Origin of the sequence: Enterovibrio qingdaonensis (assembly GCF_028683135.1) — a bacterium.
GTDB classification, from domain to species: domain Bacteria; phylum Pseudomonadota; class Gammaproteobacteria; order Enterobacterales; family Vibrionaceae; genus Enterovibrio; species Enterovibrio qingdaonensis.
The window spans coordinates 59,711-77,631 of record NZ_JAJUBB010000004.1; the positions used below are offsets into that span (position 1 = coordinate 59,711).

General features: G+C 46.0%; 19 protein-coding genes. 13 read left to right on the forward strand and 6 right to left on the reverse strand.

The window, feature by feature from the left end; all coding sequences use genetic code 11:
• The first annotated feature begins 142 nt into the window (after positions 1-142).
• The 5 genes from ectA (at position 143) to LRP49_RS07300 (ending at position 4,878) form a co-directional block, all read left to right on the forward strand.
• Positions 143-688: a diaminobutyrate acetyltransferase gene (gene ectA / locus LRP49_RS07280; RefSeq protein WP_274141279.1), complete on the forward strand. Its 546-nt coding sequence runs from the start codon at positions 143-145 to the stop codon at positions 686-688.
• Positions 689-707: 19 nt separating this feature from the next.
• Positions 708-1,973, forward strand: coding sequence for a diaminobutyrate--2-oxoglutarate transaminase (gene ectB / locus LRP49_RS07285; RefSeq protein WP_274141282.1), 1,266 nt, complete (start codon positions 708-710; stop codon positions 1,971-1,973).
• Positions 1,974-1,984: 11 nt separating this feature from the next.
• Positions 1,985-2,371: an ectoine synthase gene (locus LRP49_RS07290; protein WP_078754639.1), complete on the forward strand. Its 387-nt coding sequence runs from the start codon at positions 1,985-1,987 to the stop codon at positions 2,369-2,371.
• 68 nt (positions 2,372-2,439) lie between these two features.
• The gene (locus tag LRP49_RS07295; protein ID WP_274141285.1) at positions 2,440-3,855 is read left to right on the forward strand and encodes an aspartate kinase; all 1,416 of its coding nucleotides are present in this window, start codon (positions 2,440-2,442) and stop codon (positions 3,853-3,855) included.
• Between the two features lie 219 nt (positions 3,856-4,074).
• Positions 4,075-4,878 (forward strand): hypothetical protein, encoded by an 804-nt coding sequence (locus LRP49_RS07300; RefSeq protein WP_274141286.1) that lies wholly within the window; start codon positions 4,075-4,077, stop codon positions 4,876-4,878.
• Positions 4,879-5,081: 203 nt separating this feature from the next.
• Here the strand turns inward: LRP49_RS07300 and LRP49_RS07305 are convergent, their stop codons facing one another.
• The gene (locus tag LRP49_RS07305; protein WP_274141287.1) at positions 5,082-5,432 is read right to left on the reverse strand and encodes a hypothetical protein; all 351 of its coding nucleotides are present in this window, start codon (positions 5,430-5,432) and stop codon (positions 5,082-5,084) included.
• Between the two features lie 975 nt (positions 5,433-6,407).
• Here LRP49_RS07305 and LRP49_RS07310 point away from each other — a divergent pair.
• The 3 genes from LRP49_RS07310 (at position 6,408) to LRP49_RS07320 (ending at position 8,089) form a co-directional block, all read left to right on the forward strand.
• On the forward strand, positions 6,408-6,809 hold the full coding sequence (locus LRP49_RS07310; protein ID WP_274141288.1) for a VOC family protein: 402 nt from the start codon (positions 6,408-6,410) through the stop codon (positions 6,807-6,809).
• A gap of 88 nt (positions 6,810-6,897) precedes the next feature.
• Positions 6,898-7,467 carry a tetratricopeptide repeat protein gene (locus LRP49_RS07315; RefSeq protein ID WP_274141289.1) on the forward strand — a complete coding sequence of 190 codons (570 nt, stop codon included), beginning with the start codon at positions 6,898-6,900 and terminating at the stop codon, positions 7,465-7,467.
• A 289-nt stretch (positions 7,468-7,756) separates the two neighbouring features.
• The gene (locus LRP49_RS07320; RefSeq protein WP_274141290.1) at positions 7,757-8,089 is read left to right on the forward strand and encodes a PepSY domain-containing protein; all 333 of its coding nucleotides are present in this window, start codon (positions 7,757-7,759) and stop codon (positions 8,087-8,089) included.
• 92 nt (positions 8,090-8,181) lie between these two features.
• On the opposite strand, the gene LRP49_RS07325 is transcribed toward LRP49_RS07320, so the two are convergent.
• Both LRP49_RS07325 and LRP49_RS07330 read right to left on the reverse strand, forming a co-directional pair.
• Positions 8,182-8,484 carry a hypothetical protein gene (locus LRP49_RS07325; protein WP_274141292.1) on the reverse strand — a complete coding sequence of 101 codons (303 nt, stop codon included), beginning with the start codon at positions 8,482-8,484 and terminating at the stop codon, positions 8,182-8,184.
• A 149-nt stretch (positions 8,485-8,633) separates the two neighbouring features.
• Positions 8,634-9,506, reverse strand: coding sequence for an NAD(P)-dependent oxidoreductase (locus LRP49_RS07330; RefSeq protein WP_274141294.1), 873 nt, complete (start codon positions 9,504-9,506; stop codon positions 8,634-8,636).
• Positions 9,507-9,710: 204 nt separating this feature from the next.
• Here LRP49_RS07330 and LRP49_RS07335 point away from each other — a divergent pair, with 204 nt between their 5' ends.
• Both LRP49_RS07335 and LRP49_RS07340 read left to right on the forward strand, forming a co-directional pair.
• Positions 9,711-11,048 carry an aminotransferase-like domain-containing protein gene (locus tag LRP49_RS07335; RefSeq protein ID WP_274141295.1) on the forward strand — a complete coding sequence of 446 codons (1,338 nt, stop codon included), beginning with the start codon at positions 9,711-9,713 and terminating at the stop codon, positions 11,046-11,048.
• A gap of 79 nt (positions 11,049-11,127) precedes the next feature.
• On the forward strand, positions 11,128-11,481 hold the full coding sequence (locus LRP49_RS07340; protein WP_274141297.1) for a DUF2750 domain-containing protein: 354 nt from the start codon (positions 11,128-11,130) through the stop codon (positions 11,479-11,481).
• Between the two features lie 52 nt (positions 11,482-11,533).
• On the opposite strand, the gene grxB is transcribed toward LRP49_RS07340, so the two are convergent.
• The 3 genes from grxB to LRP49_RS07355 form a co-directional block, all read right to left on the reverse strand.
• Positions 11,534-12,184, reverse strand: coding sequence for a glutaredoxin 2 (gene grxB, locus LRP49_RS07345; protein ID WP_274141298.1), 651 nt, complete (start codon positions 12,182-12,184; stop codon positions 11,534-11,536).
• Between the two features lie 156 nt (positions 12,185-12,340).
• Positions 12,341-12,490, reverse strand: coding sequence for a hypothetical protein (locus LRP49_RS07350; protein ID WP_274141300.1), 150 nt, complete (start codon positions 12,488-12,490; stop codon positions 12,341-12,343).
• Between the two features lie 76 nt (positions 12,491-12,566).
• Positions 12,567-13,736 carry an MFS transporter gene (locus LRP49_RS07355; protein ID WP_274141302.1) on the reverse strand — a complete coding sequence of 390 codons (1,170 nt, stop codon included), beginning with the start codon at positions 13,734-13,736 and terminating at the stop codon, positions 12,567-12,569.
• A gap of 399 nt (positions 13,737-14,135) precedes the next feature.
• Here LRP49_RS07355 and LRP49_RS07360 point away from each other — a divergent pair, with 399 nt between their 5' ends.
• Genes LRP49_RS07360 through LRP49_RS07370 form a run of 3 tightly spaced genes read left to right on the forward strand, consistent with a single transcriptional unit; the run spans position 14,136 to position 17,886 of the window.
• On the forward strand, positions 14,136-15,215 hold the full coding sequence (locus tag LRP49_RS07360; protein ID WP_274141304.1) for an ROK family transcriptional regulator: 1,080 nt from the start codon (positions 14,136-14,138) through the stop codon (positions 15,213-15,215).
• 23 nt (positions 15,216-15,238) lie between these two features.
• Positions 15,239-17,026, forward strand: a complete 1,788-nt coding sequence (locus tag LRP49_RS07365; RefSeq protein ID WP_274141305.1) for a family 20 glycosylhydrolase — start codon at positions 15,239-15,241, stop codon at positions 17,024-17,026.
• Positions 17,023-17,886, forward strand: coding sequence for an AAC(3) family N-acetyltransferase (locus tag LRP49_RS07370; protein ID WP_274141306.1), 864 nt, complete (start codon positions 17,023-17,025; stop codon positions 17,884-17,886). Before LRP49_RS07365 ends, LRP49_RS07370 begins: the two co-directional genes overlap by 4 nt.
• Positions 17,887-17,921 lie beyond the last annotated feature (35 nt).

A 17,921-nucleotide genomic window follows, 5' to 3' on the forward strand; every position in this document is an offset into this window, starting at 1 on the left:
CATTAAAATTTAATGCCAATTATAAAACATAAAGTTAGCCTCATTTAATCTCATCCATGTGACGGAAGCTTGAAAAAAGAACATATCAATGTATCCTTTAAAGGGTTTATATGTTTAGACCTCTAAATGATTTGGAAGCATGATGAGTACGGAAACGATCGACCACAGTGTAGTAACGGCGCGTTTGAAAAAGGAACTGGATGCTTGGGTATTTCGAGTTCCTAACAAAGGTGATGGAATCAAGATTCATAACTTGATCGCTAACTGCCCCCCCCTCGACGAAAACTCCTCTTACTGTAACTTCCTTCAATCCTCCCATTTTCATCAGACATGCATCGTCGCAGAGCATAACGGTGAAATTGCAGGATTCATTTCAGGATATCTAAAGCCGGATGCTCCTTCTGAGCTTTTCATCTGGCAGGTCGCTGTCTCTGCCGCTAGCCGCGGTAAAGGGTTGGCCTTTCGAATGCTGCAACAGCTCCTAAAACGAGAGCACCTTAATAAGGTAAGCGCAGTTGAAACCACTATCACTGAATCTAATGAAGGGTCTTGGAACTTATTCAAGAAGCTCGATGCCGCACATGGAAAACGCGGTTCCGTATCGACTTTTTTAGACCAAGAACAGCACTTCAAAGGGCATCACGATACTGAGTATCTGTACCGAATCCCTTTGAACAAAACACATTAATACTAAAAACGGACCAGACATGGACATTTTTAATAAGCAAGAGTCGAACGTAAAATCATACTGTAATAGCTTTCCGGTGGTATTTACCTCCGCAAAGGGTGTATGGCTGCATACTGAAGATGGAAATAAGTACATCGACTTTCTTGCCGGCGCAGGCTCGCTCAATTACGGCCACAACAACCCAGAATTCAAAAAAGCCCTTATTGAATATATTGAGAAAGATGGCATTACCCATGGCCTAGACATGCACACAGAAGCGAAAGCCAGCTTTCTGACCGCACTCCGTAATCACATATTCACCCCTAGAAATCTTGATTACAAAGTGCAGTTTACTGGCCCAACAGGCACCAATGCTGTCGAAGCGGCAATGAAACTCGCGCGCAAGGTGACAGGCAGAACGAATATCGTCACATTTACCAACGGATTCCACGGTTGCACCATGGGTGCGCTGGCAGCAACGGGCAATCAACACCACCGTGGTGGTGCTGGGATGCCATTGGCCGGAACATCACGCATTCCTTATGAAGGATATGCGGGTGTCGATGGGCTTGCGCTGTTTGAAACCATGCTTAACGACAACTCAAGCGGTTTCGATAAGCCTGCGGCTGTACTGTTTGAAGTGGTTCAGGGTGAAGGCGGTTTAAACGTCGCAACCAATGAATGGCTGAAAAAGCTCGCCAAAATCTGTAAAGACAATGGCATTCTGACCATCGTCGATGATATTCAAGCGGGCTGTGGCCGCACAGGTACCTTCTTTAGCTTTGAGCCATCAGGCATCAAGCCAGATATGATCACCCTTTCGAAATCTATTGGTGGCTACGGCTTGCCAATGGCACTTGTGCTGCTAAAACCTGAATTGGACAAGTGGTCACCGGGCGAACACAACGGTACCTTCCGTGGTAACAACCACGCTTTCACTACCGCAACCAAAGCGATTGAAGAGTATTGGAGCGACGATAGCTTTGAAAGCCACATTGCTGACCGAAGCCAGCAAGTGAGAAAGGTCATCGACAAGACCCTGAAGAAATTCCCTTCATTATTTGTGAAAGCCAAAGGTCGCGGCATGATGCAAGGCATCGAGTGTAAAGACGGCGACTTGGCATCGGCCATTTCTCAGCGCTGTTTTGAGCTAGGTATGGTAATTGAGACAGCAGGCCCTAACGATGAAGTGGTTAAATTCTTCTGTCCTCTCACCATTACTGAAACTGAACTCGAAAAAGGCCTGCAAATTTTCGAAAAGGCCGTAGAAAACGTTGCTGAGAAAGCAACCAAGAAAGCATCTTAAGGGATAGATTCATGATAGTTAGAACTCTGGAAGAGTGTAAAAACAGCGAGCGTCGTGTTGTATCAGAAACATGGGAAAGTGTCCGTATGTTGTTGAAAGACGACAAAATGGGCTTTTCTTTCCATATCACGACAATCTTTGGTGGTACGGAAACGCACATCCACTACCAAAACCATCTTGAATCTGTGTACTGCATGTCTGGCGAAGGCGAAATTGAGGTCATCGGTGATAAGACCTACCCCATCAAGCCAGGTACGCTCTACATCCTTGATAAACACGACGAGCATTTCCTGCGTGCTTACGAAGGCAAAGAAATGGTCATGGCGTGTGTATTCAACCCGCCTATCACAGGACAAGAGGTGCATGACGAAAACGGCGTTTATCCGCTGGTCGACTAATCCCACCTCATGGGGAGCCTTTCGCTCCCCATCTGTTATCCGCTTTCGCTCATGTAAAGGATTTACTCATGACTTATACCGTTGAAAAAATCGGTGGTACGTCAATGTCGGCGTATAACGCCGTACTGAACAATATATTTCTACGCCCTGAATCGCCTTATAACCGCGTGTTTGTTGTCTCTGCTTACGGCGGCATTACCGATGCGCTATTGGAAAGTAAACGCAATGGCGATCCGGGAATATATCAACTTGTGGCTAAACGAGATGATGGCTGGATTGATGCGTTTACCGCGCTTAAAAAACGCTTGGTCAGTATTAACGCTGAAATTTTCGAAGACACCGTAAGTCGCACTCGTGCAGACAAATACATCGCCGCACGTCTGGATGATGCCCAAAACTGTATCACGAACATTTTGGCGACCTGCAAATACGGACAGTTCACGCTCCGCCAGTACTTGCCACAAATTCGCGAGTTTCTCTCTTCCATCGGTGAAGCGCACAGTGCCTACAACACAGCACTAAAACTGAAATCGCTCGGCATCAATGCCCGATTCGTTGATCTATCCAGTTGGGACGACAAGCTTTCAGGCAATCTTGACCAAGTGATCACCAGTGCGTTCGCCGACATAGATGTGAAAAACGAGCTTCCCATCGTGACGGGGTATTCGTACTGTGACGAAGGTTTAATGAAAACCTATGATCGCGGTTACAGCGAAATGACCTTCAGTCGCATTGCGAGCATTACCTCTGCAGATATCGCGATTATCCATAAAGAATACCATTTGAGCAGCGCCGACCCACGTATCGCCGGGCCTGAGAACGTGCTGCCTATAGGTCAAACAAACTTTGATGTGGCCGATCAACTGGCAAATCTCGGTATGGAAGCGATTCATCCAAATGCCGCTTCTGGCTTGCGTCAGGCAAACATTCCGCTGCAAATCAAAAACACCTTCGAACCCGAGCACAAAGGTACGCTGATCTCGCAGCAGTACGCACCGAAGACAGAAAAAATCGAGATTATCGCGGGTAAAAATAAGGTCTTTGCGCTGCAAATCTTTGATCAGGCTATGGTCGGTCAGGTGGATAACGTCGGCTACGAAATGATGGAAATCATTTACGAAGAGCGCGTAAGCCTGATCGGTAAAGAGATGAACGCCAACTCCATCACTTACTACCTGAGCGGCGCGACAAAGAACCTCAATCAATTACTTTACCGTGCAGAGAAACGCTTCCCCAACTCGACCATCGCAAAGCACATGGTGGCGTTGATTTCAGCTATCGGTGCTGAAATAAACACCAACACCACACTCAGCAAGGGTGTGCTTGCATTAATGAGTCACGACATTGCCCCCATTGCCGTTCACTCATCCATGCGCAATGTAAACGTGCAGTTTGTGGTGAAAGACGACATGTATGAGAACGCTATTCGCGCATTACATGAAGCCTTCTTTACGAGAGAAACGGTAACCAAGCAGATTGCGTAACATTCGCGCACGACTCGGCCAATGAGCAAAAAGCCAGCGTTTAAAATCGCTGGCTTTTTTCTGTTTACCGCTCTATTCCAATTCGGGAATTAAAACAAAATAAAACACTCTCAAAACCCATCCATCAGCCAAAATATTTCTTTTTATAACATAGACATATGAGGATTTTTATTATATTTATCCCCGCGCATTATATATTTATAGATATGAGGTTAGTGCGTGAAAGTAACACCATTTGGAAAAGCCAGTGCGCTTGCATTGAGCACACTCTTGCTGGTTGCCTGTGAGAGCGAAGATGAAAAAGCCAAAACAGAGTCTGTTGATGACCAAAAGCTTCTAAGCCTAGTTCAACAAACTAACCATTCAAGCGGCTTCCCACCAATTTTCAGCGATAGGCTGTGGGGAACAGAATATGTTCAACAGGGAACCGTCCGTTTTGATACCACCGATCAAATCCCACTTTATTACGTATCAATTGACGGTGCTAACCCGCCCGCTGTCATTGCCAATGCAGTCGCGTCGATGGAAGCTCGTCTAGGTGACATCTTTACCGATTTCACTCTGATTGCTGAAGACCTTACGGTTTACCGCGATGAGAGCAAATTGCCAGAAAACGTATACAACGGTAAGTTCAACGCGGAAACCTTCAAAAACAATCACGGTATCGTGGGTGGATTGGTTATCGCCGAAGGTACAGGTTTCTACAGCAAGCAATATGGCGACAATCCGCAATCTATGTGTGCGAATGCCGCTATCGAACCTTACAACGGCAGTCTAGCTCTGGTCGTTGACCCAGCCACGGCGACATATTCCAGCGAAACCCTTCTTTGGGCAAACATGGGTAATGGCCAATGTACCTGGGACAGCGACATTGTTATTCACGAAATGGCGCACGCTATGGGTATGTTTAATCACCTCGACGGCTATTTCGGTTCGTGGAGCACCACCGCTATGGATGTGCTTGATACGATTTATGGAAATCCGGCAGGTACGGCGTTTTCTTCGCTAGTGCCACAACGCTAATTTGCTCCAAGAAGCACCATTAGTGACCCCGACTTCTATGTTGGGGTCACTATTCTTCCAAGCTCCGAAACCCGTCTGCTTCATCATCATGTGAACTTAAAGTCTCACAAGTCTGCGAAGGCAAATGCACGAAAGAATGAAGCCTTGTTTATTTCTACACTAGGTTGGCGAATACTCCACATCAAACTCTGCCACAACTTCTTTTACATCCATTGAATTATCACCGTGGCTTTCTCGTTTAGTTTTCCGGCCTCAACCAGCAACGTAACCGCTTCAGACTCATCACCGTCACAGTCCACTAACGCGTTATCAAATTCAGTTTGTGTAACGTAATAGGTTGTCCACTCTTTGGCGATACAATGTATCCGACGCTCTCTTTCAATATACACGCGGTCATTATCCGGTGTGATTTCCACTTGGCTGGAAAGGAGGTCACCCAGCAGAATTTGCGCCTTGTCTATCGTGTCAGAGTCAAACACGACGCCATGCGACAGTAAGTCTTCAAATGCAGCGTGGGTAGCATGTTCAATAGCAAGTCTAGAGAGCGTTTTCATTAAGTCTTCTCCTTGCTTGAAAATGATGCAGATAATTAAGGCGCGATTGCTTTAAAGAAGTGTATTCAAAAATGTCTGACGTGATCGTGCGGTAGGTAACGAAGTTTAATTTCAGCGTTAACCGCCATAGAGGCCATTCGCCGCTTTTCTGTGCCCCCTGCCAATATAAACAAGAGCGAGACTCACGTTTACGGGCAATTCGTTAAGTTACAGTCTCTTGAGCACGCGAAGTAGTTTGAGTAAGTTCCAAGTCTGAACGAACGTTGCTTCTCCATGATTGACACCCACAGGCGTCGCATCATTCGTATGCAAACCTTGCACGGATGTTTTTGCATACAGATTTATGGCAGAGTTAATAAAACTTAAAAATCATATGGTAAGTCACGATTAAAGCACAGTGACTTGTTTTTAGAGGACACTTTAGGTGTCTAATACACTGTTAGCTTTTAGTTGAAGTAGGAAGACTCCAAAGAATGACCAAAGCTCGTTGTCCAAATTGTAACTCTAGAACACCAGAGCTTCCTGAATCAGGGATTTGCAATCAGTGTGGCAGTTTCTCAACGGATTGGTTCATATATGATTGGCCAATTTTTGTTAGGTTCAAACGGTTTCACGTTGTACTTAACTGGATTGTATTGGTTATGGTTTTTTTTCGCTATTAGGAAATATGTACTTTGGTATGGCGAGTTTAGGCTTATGGATAGCCTCGTTGTTCTCTTTCCCTGCCATATATGATTTATCTAATTCGTATAAAGCACTCAAGAGTGAATCGAACTATCAAGGGCATAGGTCTAAGGATATAACTTCTTGGATTCCCTTGATATAGCGAGCTAAGTAGCGCATTACCATTTACTCGTGGCGAGTTTTTTCACAGAAACTCTGTGATTCAGGCGTTTCGATCAACTTGGGCTTGTAAACGCCCGTTGTTTAAACGTTATGGTCCGATCCACACGAATAATTACATGGAGAGTAAATATGTCGGAAACTATAGGGTTACATCATCTCGGTTTATCTGTAGATGATTTGGAAGCGAGTAAATCGTTTTTTGTCGAAGTCCTTGGTTGGCAAGAATCTGGCTACGACTCTTCTTACCCACGAACAGCCGTATCAGATGGCACGTTACGTCTAACTCTCTGGCAAGTCGACAATCGCTTAGGTGGTGCCAAGTTTGACCGTAAGAAAAATGTAGGCCTCCATCACCTGGCCATTCAAGTTGCGTCTGAATCAAAGCTTGATGAGCTATATCGAAAAATCGCCGACCATCCAAAATGTACCATTGAGTTTGCCCCAGAACTCCTTTCAGGCGGCCCACGTAAACACATGATGTTTAATGAACCATCGGGGTTAAGGGTGGAATTAATTTGGCAAGGTGTCTAGTAAGTAAAATAGTGCCGACAGTGATGATGCGTGTTGACGGCTATTCCCAGAGTAAATGAAAAATGGCGATTGTGTATTGAGCTTACCCATGACTAAGCACCTTGCTTTTATTCTTCTTTTTGTAGCTACATTCATATCAAAAGGCGTATTTGCCTCTTTTGATAGCGGATATGAAAAGCCAATAATTGCTGCGCTTAACGATTTCCAAGCAGGAAAGTATTCCGATGCGAGATTGGCAATAACGCAGGTACTTGAACAGTATCCTGATGAGCCTAGGGTGTTATTTTGGTGTGGGATGCTCTACGTCAGTGATGGGGAAAGCATTACCAATCGACATAATTTCGATATTGGTATCGATTGTTTGAAAAAATCACTTTCCCTAGACCCATTTTTCAATGATGCATGGGGTGTGCTTCTTTCTTCGTTAGTGGAGGCGGGTGAGTATAGTAAAGCAGTTATGGAATTTGAGAGACTTTGGGAGATAAGAGAGCTCCCAAAGAATGACGTTATTTGGACTGCGTTATTTATTGTTCATCCGGCATACATCAACTTAGGAATGAAAAAGGCGTTGGCTGATCATTATCAGCAGCTATTGGATTATGGCATTGTCGATGATGAACTGCAGTCAAAGTATGAACATTTGGAAAGTAGTCAATGACTACAAGGGGTAAACCATTTCTGATGATTTGAAACACGCCTCCTGATCTACCCAATTTCAGCTTATCCCAACCACAACACAGTGCATTCTTTACAGCATCAACGAGAGAGCCAATCTACCCCGTTTCCCCACTTCCACCCTGCGCATTTTCTTTAAATTGCAACGTTTACCCTATTTTCACTGATGTAAAGTGTCACATGTCTTTGTGAGGTAACTCGCAGAGAATCAATACTTTCAACACGACAAAAACCTTTTACGTGTTGCGGAACAAAAAGTTAAGGACAGACAAATGAAAAAACTGATTCTAGGTAGTGCATTTTTGGCTTCTTTGGGGATGTTCAGCGTTTCAAGCTACGCGGCAGATACCAAGATCATTAGCGAAGAAGCGGCAATAAAAGCAGCACTTGCAGAAGTGGGCGTTGAAGTACTGGGTATTCGTTTCGACAAGCCTGATTCGCAATGGGATGTGTTTGTACGCTCTGGCGAGCAAGCTTATGAAGTAGAAGTGGATGCTGTTAGCGGCAAAATCGTCGCGGCAGAAAAAGAAAGCCTGGCGGAAATTAAAGCGGAGCTTTCAGGCGATCTTTCCCATGAAGGAGTGGTAGGCGACACCGACAAATAATGAAAGCCAACCTGACAGTGCTTTCCTTTCAATAAACCACGTTTCTCAACGTGTTTTTTGTATTTTAAGTCCCTAGAATGCATTCGAAAGAGTTAGTTGCTCTCTGCCCACCAAATCTTACCTTTGCTCTTAAATAACGCTTTTTGGCAGACTGAACAAACATGCTTTTGGCGTGGGTCACCGTCGGTAGTAACAGGAACAATGTCAACCGTGTCCGACCCGCAGGAAAAACAGGTTACGCATTTCACGTCGTCTGTTTCACACTCGGGGTGATCGTCAAGGTATTCCTCAAAAGAGGGGAGTTTTTTCCACTCATCATCTTGCGGTTTGGAGTAAACAACGAAATAGAAGAAAAGAACAAGACCGATACCGACAACAACAGACAACAGATCCACAGCGACTCCTTGTTGAAATCCGATTGCTAAACCGCATTTGCTTAAGCCGCCAAAAATGGGGGGTCAAGCCAATTGATGAGAATATCCATTGTATAGAAAACGGGCTCAACATCTGTGAGCCCGTTCGTGCATATCTGACTTATTTAAAACTATTTTTTGTTCGCTTTGATAAGGACCGAGGTATCCATGCGACCCAGACCTCTTTGTTGCAGTTCGGCGTACTTACTATCGACGTTTTTCGTCAGTGCTAAGTCCAAACCATGACGTGCTGCTTCGTCTAAACAAATGCCCAAATCTTTGCGCATCCAATCAATGGCGAAACCAAAGTCAAACTTGTCTTCTGCCATTGTCACGGCGCGGTTTTCCATCTGCCATGAACCTGCGGCACCGTGTTTCAGCACGTTAGTCACTTGCTCGATGTTCAGACCAGATGCTTGGGCAAGAATAATGGCTTCGCTTAAGCCTTGCAGAATGCCACCGATGCAGATTTGATTAACCATTTTACAACGCTGGCCTTGGCCGTTCTCACCCAGTAAAACGGATGATTTCGCGAAAGCATCAATCACGGGTTTTGCTTTTTCAAAAGCCGCTTCGCTGCCACCACACATCACAGTCAACACGCCATTTTCAGCACCCGCTTGGCCGCCTGATACAGGCGCATCAATAAAACTCACGCCTTTTTCCGCACACGCTTTTGCCAGTTCTTCTGCCAACTCGGCAGAGGTGGTGGTGTGGTCGACAAGAATGCTGCCCGGCTTCATGGAGGCAAGCACACCGTCGTCGCCGTAGATCACGCTACGCACGTCGTTGTCATTACCCACACACACAAACACGAATTCACAATCCTTCGCTGCTTCTCTTGGTGTCAACGCATGTGCGCCACCATGTTGCTCTGTCCACGCTTGTGCACGTGTGGCTGTGCGGTTGTAAACCGTCGTATCGAACCCTGCGCGAAGGAGGTGGCCTGCCATTGGGAAACCCATAACACCCAGACCGACAAATGCGACTTTTTTGTTTTCCATAATTTGCTCCTCCTTCACCTGTTCCAACTAGAAAGCGTATCGATTAACACTTTTTCATTATATTGCCAATGTAGTGTGACTATAATTGCATCCATTGACATATGTCAATGTAAAGATCGGCTCTATTTAAACTATTTCAAAACGATGTAAATATCGTCATAATCTCTTTAATACATAAGGTTATTCGCAGGAAGGGTATACAGTGTGAGTGAAGCGAAATTCCGGGATATCGCACAACAAATCGAAGCTCGCATCGACGAGGGGCACTATCCTGCCCATTCCAAATTGCCTCCCCATCGAGAGCTAGCTGCCGAATTCAATACCACGCCAGTCACCATATCGAAAGCCTACAAACTGCTTGCTGAGCATAAGCGGGTTGAATCGTTCGTTGGACGCGGAACCTTTGTTCTTGCCCCCCCTTCGTTAGGGCAAGCGATTCAAGCCCAAGATGGAGAAGGTTATAACTTCTCTATTTTGCAACCTTGCATGCATCTTAACCTGTCCCAGGTTCGCCAAGCCTACCGAGATGCCACAGAGTACTTAGACACGGCCTTACTCTCGTACACAGAAGGTTCAGGCCATCAAGCGCACAGAGAAGCTGGCGTAAAGTGGCTCAAACACTTTGGTGTCAGCGATGCAAATCTTGAAAACACCTTGCTCACGAGTGGTGCTCAACACGCTTTGTCGCTGGTGATTAGTGCGCTTACCCAATCAGGCGACGTCATTGCAGTAGAAGCACTCACTTATCCCGGCATTTTGGCCATCAGCGAGCTAAGCAATCGCTCTATCGTATCTGTAGAGATGGACGAATACGGCCTATGCCCAAAAAGCTTGAAACGGGTGTTAAAAACCCATAAACCTAAACTCGTGATCGCGCTTCCTTCTCATCAAAACCCGACTGGCGCAACGATGAATGCTTCGCGTAAAAAGGACATCGCCAAGATCATTTCTTCATCTTCCACTTACTTGGTCGAAGATGATATTTACGCATTTCTTAATGACGACATCACCCCTGCCATCTCAACATTGGCTCCTGACCGAAGCATTTATATTACAAGTTTGTCGAAAGCGATTAGCCCAGCGATGCGTTGTGGATTTATAAAAGCACCCGACTATCTCATCCCCACACTCAATGCGCATATTCGTGCCGATATCTGGCTCGCATCACCACTTAATTTTGTTGCCGCGACACAACTGATTCAAAGCAATGCTGCACTGACCTTGGCGGCAGCACAAAAAGCGGAGGCAGAACAACGCCAGCACTTAGCAAAAGAAGTGTTAGGTACGCATTGCGTGAACGGTTCAGGTTTTCATTTATGGCTACCGCTTCCTCGGCATTGGTCATCAGAACGATTTACCGCAGAAGCAAAGCGCAGAGATATAACCGTTAGCAGCGGTGTGCACTTTTCTAGCGATGGAAAGGGGGAATCGCACATTCGCTTATCGCTAATGGCTATTCGTTCCCAAGATCAATTGAAGGCAGGGCTGCTCGCGTTAAAATCACTGATTGAAACCAAGCCATTGCCTAACGTTGAATTTTGAAGGTTTACGCCTTACGACAGCAGCGCATTCCAACGATAAGTGGTACTCTACCTGCGTTAACTCTCAAGAGATTAAATAAATGAGCAAACTAACCACAGATATTCAAGCAAACCTGATGCTTTTCGTAGAAGAAACTAAGCGCACTAACGTGGTTTGGGGCCTTCAAAATGAAGAAGAAGATTGGCTGGCAGTAGACTCAACTGAGTTTGAAAACAGCGAAGTCATGCCTTTTTGGTCTTCAAAAGAAGACGCTGAGCGTCACAACGTGGAAGAGTGGGCTGAATTCACAGTAACTGAAATCCCTCTTGATGTGTTTGTCGAAGATTGGCTGATCACGCTGGACGAAGATGGCGTTCTTGTTGGTACTAACTGGAACGAAGCACTGGAAGGTAAAGAAGTCGAGCCTTCAGATCTGGCGAAGATGTACCTGTAATTTCATGCAGTGTACGAGAGAAGCCGAGCTAAATAGCTCGGCTTTTTTTATCTTAAACCGCAACGGCGTCGTAAAGCTTCACGCCCGTCAGCGCCGAGATTTCATCCAAATATTGACGGACGATACCCGGATAACGCAACCCTTTCACGACGGTGTAATTGCGCAGGAATGGGAAGAGGTTAATGTCATCGTAGCTTAATGTATTGCCACGCTGCGACGGTAATACCAGCCAATCCAGTTTAAGCAGCTCCACGTTCAATTTAGCGATGTACTCTTCGCTGTTAGCAAACGCCTCCTCAAACGTCATATCGATCATGGCGGACTTTTTCTCGATAAACCACGCTTTCGCTTCTTCACACTGAAACTCTGGCAGTTCAATCATCATCCAACGAGGATAAATTAAACGTGAACCATAGTAGCCCGCCACTTCCATCCATGCCGCGATACGTTGACTAAGCTCGCCTTGCTGCACAACAGGTGAGCCATCATGCGCATCGAGGAACGCAGCAATATCTAGGCTCTCTGCCATGTATCCACCATCCGGCTTCTGCAGGATAGGCACGAGGTTTGCGCCTACTTTTTCAATGCGCGCGTCAATATCATGGTTTTGAAGATAGACAGTTTCGACGTCCATCTTTTTTAAGCCCGCGACCATCATCGCTTTTACACAGTATGGGCAGTGATCAAATACAAACAGTTTCATTGGACATCCTTATTGAAACAGCATTGCGACACCTTCATCTGAATAGGATGAAGGCGGTTCGCAATCACAACTGCATCAACTTAAAGGCTGCGCGCTTCAAGATCAAGAAAAGCCCCGATATTGGGGCTTTTCATTCAAACAAATTCAACGGTTTGACTATTCGAGGGGGTCCGAAGGAATCCAGCAATCGTCGCTCTCTTCATTGGCATCAGACAACACCACCAGCAAGCCCATGTCGACCATCTCTTTTAAGGTGAGGTCGTCCGCCAAATGCATTTTTTCACCGTGTTCATTTTCAAGTTCCATAAACACTCCATCTTTGTCTGAGGTGGTTCAATAAAGATAGCATCGATAAAAAAACGTGACGTATGACCGCATTGATTCAGGCCTCCGCTTTTTTCGGCGTTCGGCTGAACAAGAACATGATAACGGGTACCAAACAAACAAATGGCAACATCACAAGGTTCAGGGTCTGCCAGCCAAGGCTCACTTCCAAATAACCCGCCATCAGTGCTGTTATCGTCACACAGCCGAAAACTGAAAATTCATTGATCGCCTGCGCTTTAGGTTTATCTTGCGGTAAATACGTTTTTGTCAGCTCGCTGGTCGCCCCGATGAACATAAAGTTCCATCCCACACCCAAGAGCACCAACGCGATTCTGAAGTGCCATTCTGATACGCCATTGAGGTTCACCAAAATACACGCGATAAACATTAATGCACCGATGAAAATGGTCTTTCGCGTTCCAATTCTGCCAATGATAGAGCCCGTAAAGAATGATGGTAAAAACATCCCTAATACGTGCCATTCAATCACAATCGCTGCTTGCTCAAAATGGAAGCCGTGCTTATGCATGGCTATCGGTGTCACTGTCATTAAAAGATTCATAACAGCATAAGCAACGACCGCGGAAAAAACGGCGATGGCATAACCCGGCGCGCGAATAATATGACTGGCTGAATTTTGATTCGGTTGACCATCTGCTGATGGCGCAGGCGGTAGCCCAATAAATTGCAAAACGACTAAAGAAAGGATGTAGAGCCCAGCGATACCGAGAAACGCTCCGCTGAAGTTCGTGCCCGGCAGCCAGTGCTGACTAGCAATCGCTAGGTTTGGTCCCAAAATTGCGGCTAACACCCCTCCTACCATTGAGAGGGAAATGGCTTTGTCTTTGGATTCCGGTGCGCTGACCTCAATCGCCGCGAAGCGATACAATGTGCCGAATCCAATGCCAACACCTAATAACAGGGTGCTAAAGCAGAACAACCAAAATTGAGATTGCGTAAGGGAATAAACACACAGAAAGGCCCCGAAAATCCCAATGATGTTACCCAGTATAAACCCATTTTTTCTGCCGATTTTTGCCATGATGAGCGACGCTGGAATCGTCGCTAACATCAATCCTACAAACTGCGAGGACACAGGCAGTGTCACCCAAGTATCACTTGGTGACAATTGCTGACCGATTAGCCCATTGACAGATATCAGAACGATATTGCCACTCATAAGTAAGGCTTGGCATAGTGCCAGCAGCCATACGTTTTTATTCATCCTTGTCCTAACCTTTTATCCCTTTTTAAATCTGAGTATCCCGCAGATAACAATTCACAACAAGGTGTTGAGCAGTATTTAATCAGAACCCCAAAAGGCCTTTTTTTTTCAAACACGCCAGATAGTTTCTTTCGGAAACTATCTAGCTTCGTCTAGTTAGATAGACAAAATTATGAACACCTGTCCAGACCGCTGAATCTCGGCCTCCTCTGCCTCAAAAGCCCATGAGTTACCTAAATAATTTGTATATTGATGTAATTATCGGGACAAATATTCGAGGCACTTCTACTTATGGCAATCAAACGGCGATGCTGGCTGACTTTTCCCACTAGGTTGTTGTTTTAGCTCACTTTGTCAATAAGATAGCAATGTACTTAGTTGTTAGCGGAAACTTTTCTATTGTCTATCAAGCTCAGCCGCACCAATAACACAGCGAGCATCATCAACTCACTTTGGCAATCGCCAGGGGTTTCTCGCGTCGATATGGCAACTAAATTAGGGCTTGATAAATCAACGGTGACAAAAACCGTCAACCACCTGATTGATATTGGCATGCTGATTGAGCAACCACAGTTACTCTCCGGGCGCGGTGGCAGACCAAAAATTTCTCTGGTTTTCAATCCTGAATTTGGCGTTTTGATTGGTGTTGAAGTTAACTCAGATGCACTAAAAGTGTCCGTCGTTAATCTGCTGGGACAAGTGGTTTACCACGACATGTTGCCACTAAACCCCAGAGCAACAATCGATAAAGCCCTTATTGAAGCACTTGTGCCATGCGTGCATGTCATTCAATCATTATTCCCACGCATTCTTGCTATCGGCATTGGCATGCCAGGGTTAATCGACCCCGAACGTTCTCAATTGCAGGTTTCTCATGCTCTCGGTGTGCGCTCTGCGATTAATTTTGCGCCCCTTTTTAAGCAACACTTCCCCTACCCGGTTTATATCGACAACGATGCAAATTGCGGCGCATGGGGAGAGCTCATGCAACAACGCAGCCTACCGTACGATCATTTCCTTTATGTGTTGTTGTCTACTCACCATGCGAGAGAGCTTTACCATCAACTGGGTATCGGTGTTGGTGTCGTGCTGAATCGACAACTGTTTTATGGCGAGCAACACATGGCCGGACAATTTAATAGCCAAGAGTTGATGAGAGGGGCCGAGCCAACACCGAGCGTCATTATCAAAGAATTTTCATCTATTGCCGTTAACATATGCAGCTTGATGAGTATAAAGCGCATAGTTATCGGCGGACAAGGTATGCAGTTTGGCCCTCAGTTGGCCGCATCGCTGCGTCAAAAAAGCGAACGCCTTGCGGGCTCGATGATGGTGAGGCCTATTGTTGAGTTTTCAATTTTAGGCCCACAAGCGGCAGCAATGGGAGCGGCTTCCATGGCGTGGCAGAAACTATTAACCCCAGACCTCATGCTCGCAGAAAGCCTAGCGTTGCACGAGAACGGAACGGTCTGTATTTAAGGGGCGATAAGGAGTTGTTTGGTATGATTTTCCCAGCACCGAAGAGATTTATTACGGGTTTTTCAGTCAAGTCAGTCGATATTGGCGCAATTATTCCGCGTTGCCCCACACGTATTGGCGAGCGGCTCAGTAATGACAATATTCTTTATCGTCATCAACAAGGGTTGAATGCTCAGGCTTATCGTATTCGTTATACCAATCAGAGGATTTGTGTTTATTTCGCTGATGATCACGGACTCCTGTACGCGCACAATGCACTGAACCAATTGATGGATGTCAATGCCACACTGAAAAATGATTTTGTCATTGAGGATTGGCCTGATTTTGAAAATCGAACCATCCTGTTGGACATTAGCCGCGATCGCGTCCCGACGCTGGACTCGCTTAAACGACTTATCGATTATTGGGTTCAGTTGAAATTTAACCAACTTCAGCTTTATACCGAGCACACGTTCGCCTACCGCAATCATGAAACGGTTTGGCACAACTATTCCCCAATGACGGCGGAAGATATTCAGTTAATTGATGCATATTGCCAAGAGAAAGGAATTGAGCTGATTCCGAATCAGGCTTGTTTCGGCCATATGGAAAAATGGTTGAATCACGAGGAGTATCACTACCTCGCCGAACAAACGACAGGCTTTCATGATCAGCGTGGCGACTATCGACAAGGGGCTTTTGGCTTAAACCCTGTGAGCGACCGAACCACCCAGTTCATCGACGGATTGCTTACTGAGTTATTGCCTAACTTCTCAAGTAAAACGCTTAACATCAATTTTGATGAAACCATGGATTTAGGTGTTGGGGCTAGCAAGTCCGCCTGTGAAATCTTCGGTAAAGGCAAAGTCTTTCTGGAGTATCTGAATACCATTTTGGCCCTCGCAGAACAAAAAGGAATGAAGTGTCAGATTTTCAGCGACATGCTGTTTCGCTTCCCAAACCTCATCAGTGAGTTACACAAAGATCTCACTTTACTGAATTGGGGCTATGAAGCAGACCATCCATTTGATGCCGAGCATCGTCAACTTGCCGACTTTGGCTTACCTTTCCACGTTGCAGTGTCCACAGATTGCTTTGCCTCGGTGGCAGGACGCTGGTCAGCGGCAACGACACATATGCGCCGCGCAGCCAACTCAGCCAAACGCTATCACGCTCAAGGTTATATGGTAACGGAATGGGGCGATATGGGGCATGGTCAGCAATTCTCCATGCCAATACCGGCGTATGCGTTTGGTGCGGCCATGGCGTGGGGAGAGGCGCAACAAACGGATAACGATGTTTCAGCCGCGGTTTCCTGGTTCTTTCCAGACGCCTCTGAAGCAGAAAAGCATGCGCTCATTGCCATTCAAAACATATACCAAACAACCGGTATCACGGTGCCTAACTGTGCGTTCTTTGGTCCCTTCTTGTTTGACCAAGCATCTCGCAGACACATCAAACGTGCAGAGGGGCTAGACAATCACAACTTGGCAGACGCGTATCGCGAGCTTGAAGAGCTGAAGTCACAGCTTTTGCCTTACGCGTCCTCTCCGCTTGCTGATGATTTACTCTGGACAATTGATGCGCTGACACTAGCTTGTCATATTGCACAAGGCTATGCCGAAGAAGGTCACCGTGAAGTTGAGCATTTTTCTGAAGAGCGAAAAGCGACACTCATTCGTGCGCTAGACCCATTAATCAAACAGTATGAAGTGTTGTGGACGCTACACTATCGTGAAGGCGGTAAGCAGCAAAGCAGCCAACGTTTGGCCTATTTACATGATTTACTGCAGCGTCTCCCTCAAAAAGCCAAAGAGATGGAAGTATCATGAGTAACAGTGCCACAAATACGGTTATCAAGCAGGCAATTTCTGCGCTTGGGCTCACGAATAAAACCGTTTTCATTCATTGTGGGATGCGCTCTTTCACGAAAGGCAAGCTAGACACAGACATATTGATCAGCGCATTTCTAGACGCAGGGTGCACAATTGTTGTACCCACCTTCAATTACGATACCCTGTGTTTGCCCCCAGAAGAAAATCGGTACCTGCAGAATGGCCACCGCGGAGAGTGGTCATTTGACGTTACCAAAACCTTTGTCGGCGATGAGAATATTATCGAGCCCTGTATGGGCAGCTTCGCCCGTGATGTCCTTAACCACCCTAATCGTGTTCGCAGCCAACACCCCATAAGTAGCTTTGCCGCGCTTGGTCCGAACGCACAAAAACTGATTAAGAAGCAGACGTACGAAAATGTGTATGGACTCTATCAGGGTAGAGAAGCCAAAGATGCGTTTGTGCTTTCAATAGGTGTGACGCTAAACAGTATTACGCCTATCCACTACGCAGAAGAGCTAGCAGGACGCACCCTATTCCGTCGCTGGGCAAAAACGGCAGATAATGACTGCGTTGAAGTTTGTGTCGGCTCATGCTCCAACGGCTTTGCAAACTTGGCCTCAGCAATCCTACCGATTAGCACCTCAGAAAACGTATTAGGCAGCCAATGGACAGCCTATCCATTGGAAGCATTGCTGGAAGAAAGCGCACTGGCGATATTGGCCACTCCCATGATTACACACTGTGACGATGAGAGTTGCCCACGCTGTGAAGACATGACAAAAGGCGGACTGATTGCGTGCGATGTGCAAGACAGCGTTTCCAACGATGACCATAAAATTATTCAAACACAGTAACGCGACATCTCTCCGTAAACTTAAGCCTCTTTTTT

Excerpts from the sequence above, each read along its gene's own strand:
- ectA (WP_274141279.1), top strand. The coding sequence starts at position 143 with ATGAGTACGGAAACGATCGACCACAGTGTAGTAACGGCGCGTTTGAAA.
- ectB (WP_274141282.1), top strand. The coding sequence starts at position 708 with ATGGACATTTTTAATAAGCAAGAGTCGAACGTAAAATCATACTGTAAT.
- LRP49_RS07290 (WP_078754639.1), top strand. The coding sequence starts at position 1,985 with ATGATAGTTAGAACTCTGGAAGAGTGTAAAAACAGCGAGCGTCGTGTT.
- LRP49_RS07295 (WP_274141285.1), top strand. The coding sequence starts at position 2,440 with ATGACTTATACCGTTGAAAAAATCGGTGGTACGTCAATGTCGGCGTAT.
- LRP49_RS07305 (WP_274141287.1), bottom strand. The coding sequence starts at position 5,432 with ATGAAAACGCTCTCTAGACTTGCTATTGAACATGCTACCCACGCTGCA.
- LRP49_RS07310 (WP_274141288.1), top strand. The coding sequence starts at position 6,408 with ATGTCGGAAACTATAGGGTTACATCATCTCGGTTTATCTGTAGATGAT.
- LRP49_RS07315 (WP_274141289.1), top strand. The coding sequence starts at position 6,898 with ATGACTAAGCACCTTGCTTTTATTCTTCTTTTTGTAGCTACATTCATA.
- LRP49_RS07320 (WP_274141290.1), top strand. The coding sequence starts at position 7,757 with ATGAAAAAACTGATTCTAGGTAGTGCATTTTTGGCTTCTTTGGGGATG.
- LRP49_RS07330 (WP_274141294.1), bottom strand. The coding sequence starts at position 9,506 with ATGGAAAACAAAAAAGTCGCATTTGTCGGTCTGGGTGTTATGGGTTTC.
- LRP49_RS07340 (WP_274141297.1), top strand. The coding sequence starts at position 11,128 with ATGAGCAAACTAACCACAGATATTCAAGCAAACCTGATGCTTTTCGTA.
- grxB (WP_274141298.1), bottom strand. The coding sequence starts at position 12,184 with ATGAAACTGTTTGTATTTGATCACTGCCCATACTGTGTAAAAGCGATG.
- LRP49_RS07350 (WP_274141300.1), bottom strand. The coding sequence starts at position 12,490 with ATGGAACTTGAAAATGAACACGGTGAAAAAATGCATTTGGCGGACGAC.
- LRP49_RS07355 (WP_274141302.1), bottom strand. The coding sequence starts at position 13,736 with ATGAATAAAAACGTATGGCTGCTGGCACTATGCCAAGCCTTACTTATG.
- LRP49_RS07365 (WP_274141305.1), top strand. The coding sequence starts at position 15,239 with ATGATTTTCCCAGCACCGAAGAGATTTATTACGGGTTTTTCAGTCAAG.
- LRP49_RS07370 (WP_274141306.1), top strand. The coding sequence starts at position 17,023 with ATGAGTAACAGTGCCACAAATACGGTTATCAAGCAGGCAATTTCTGCG.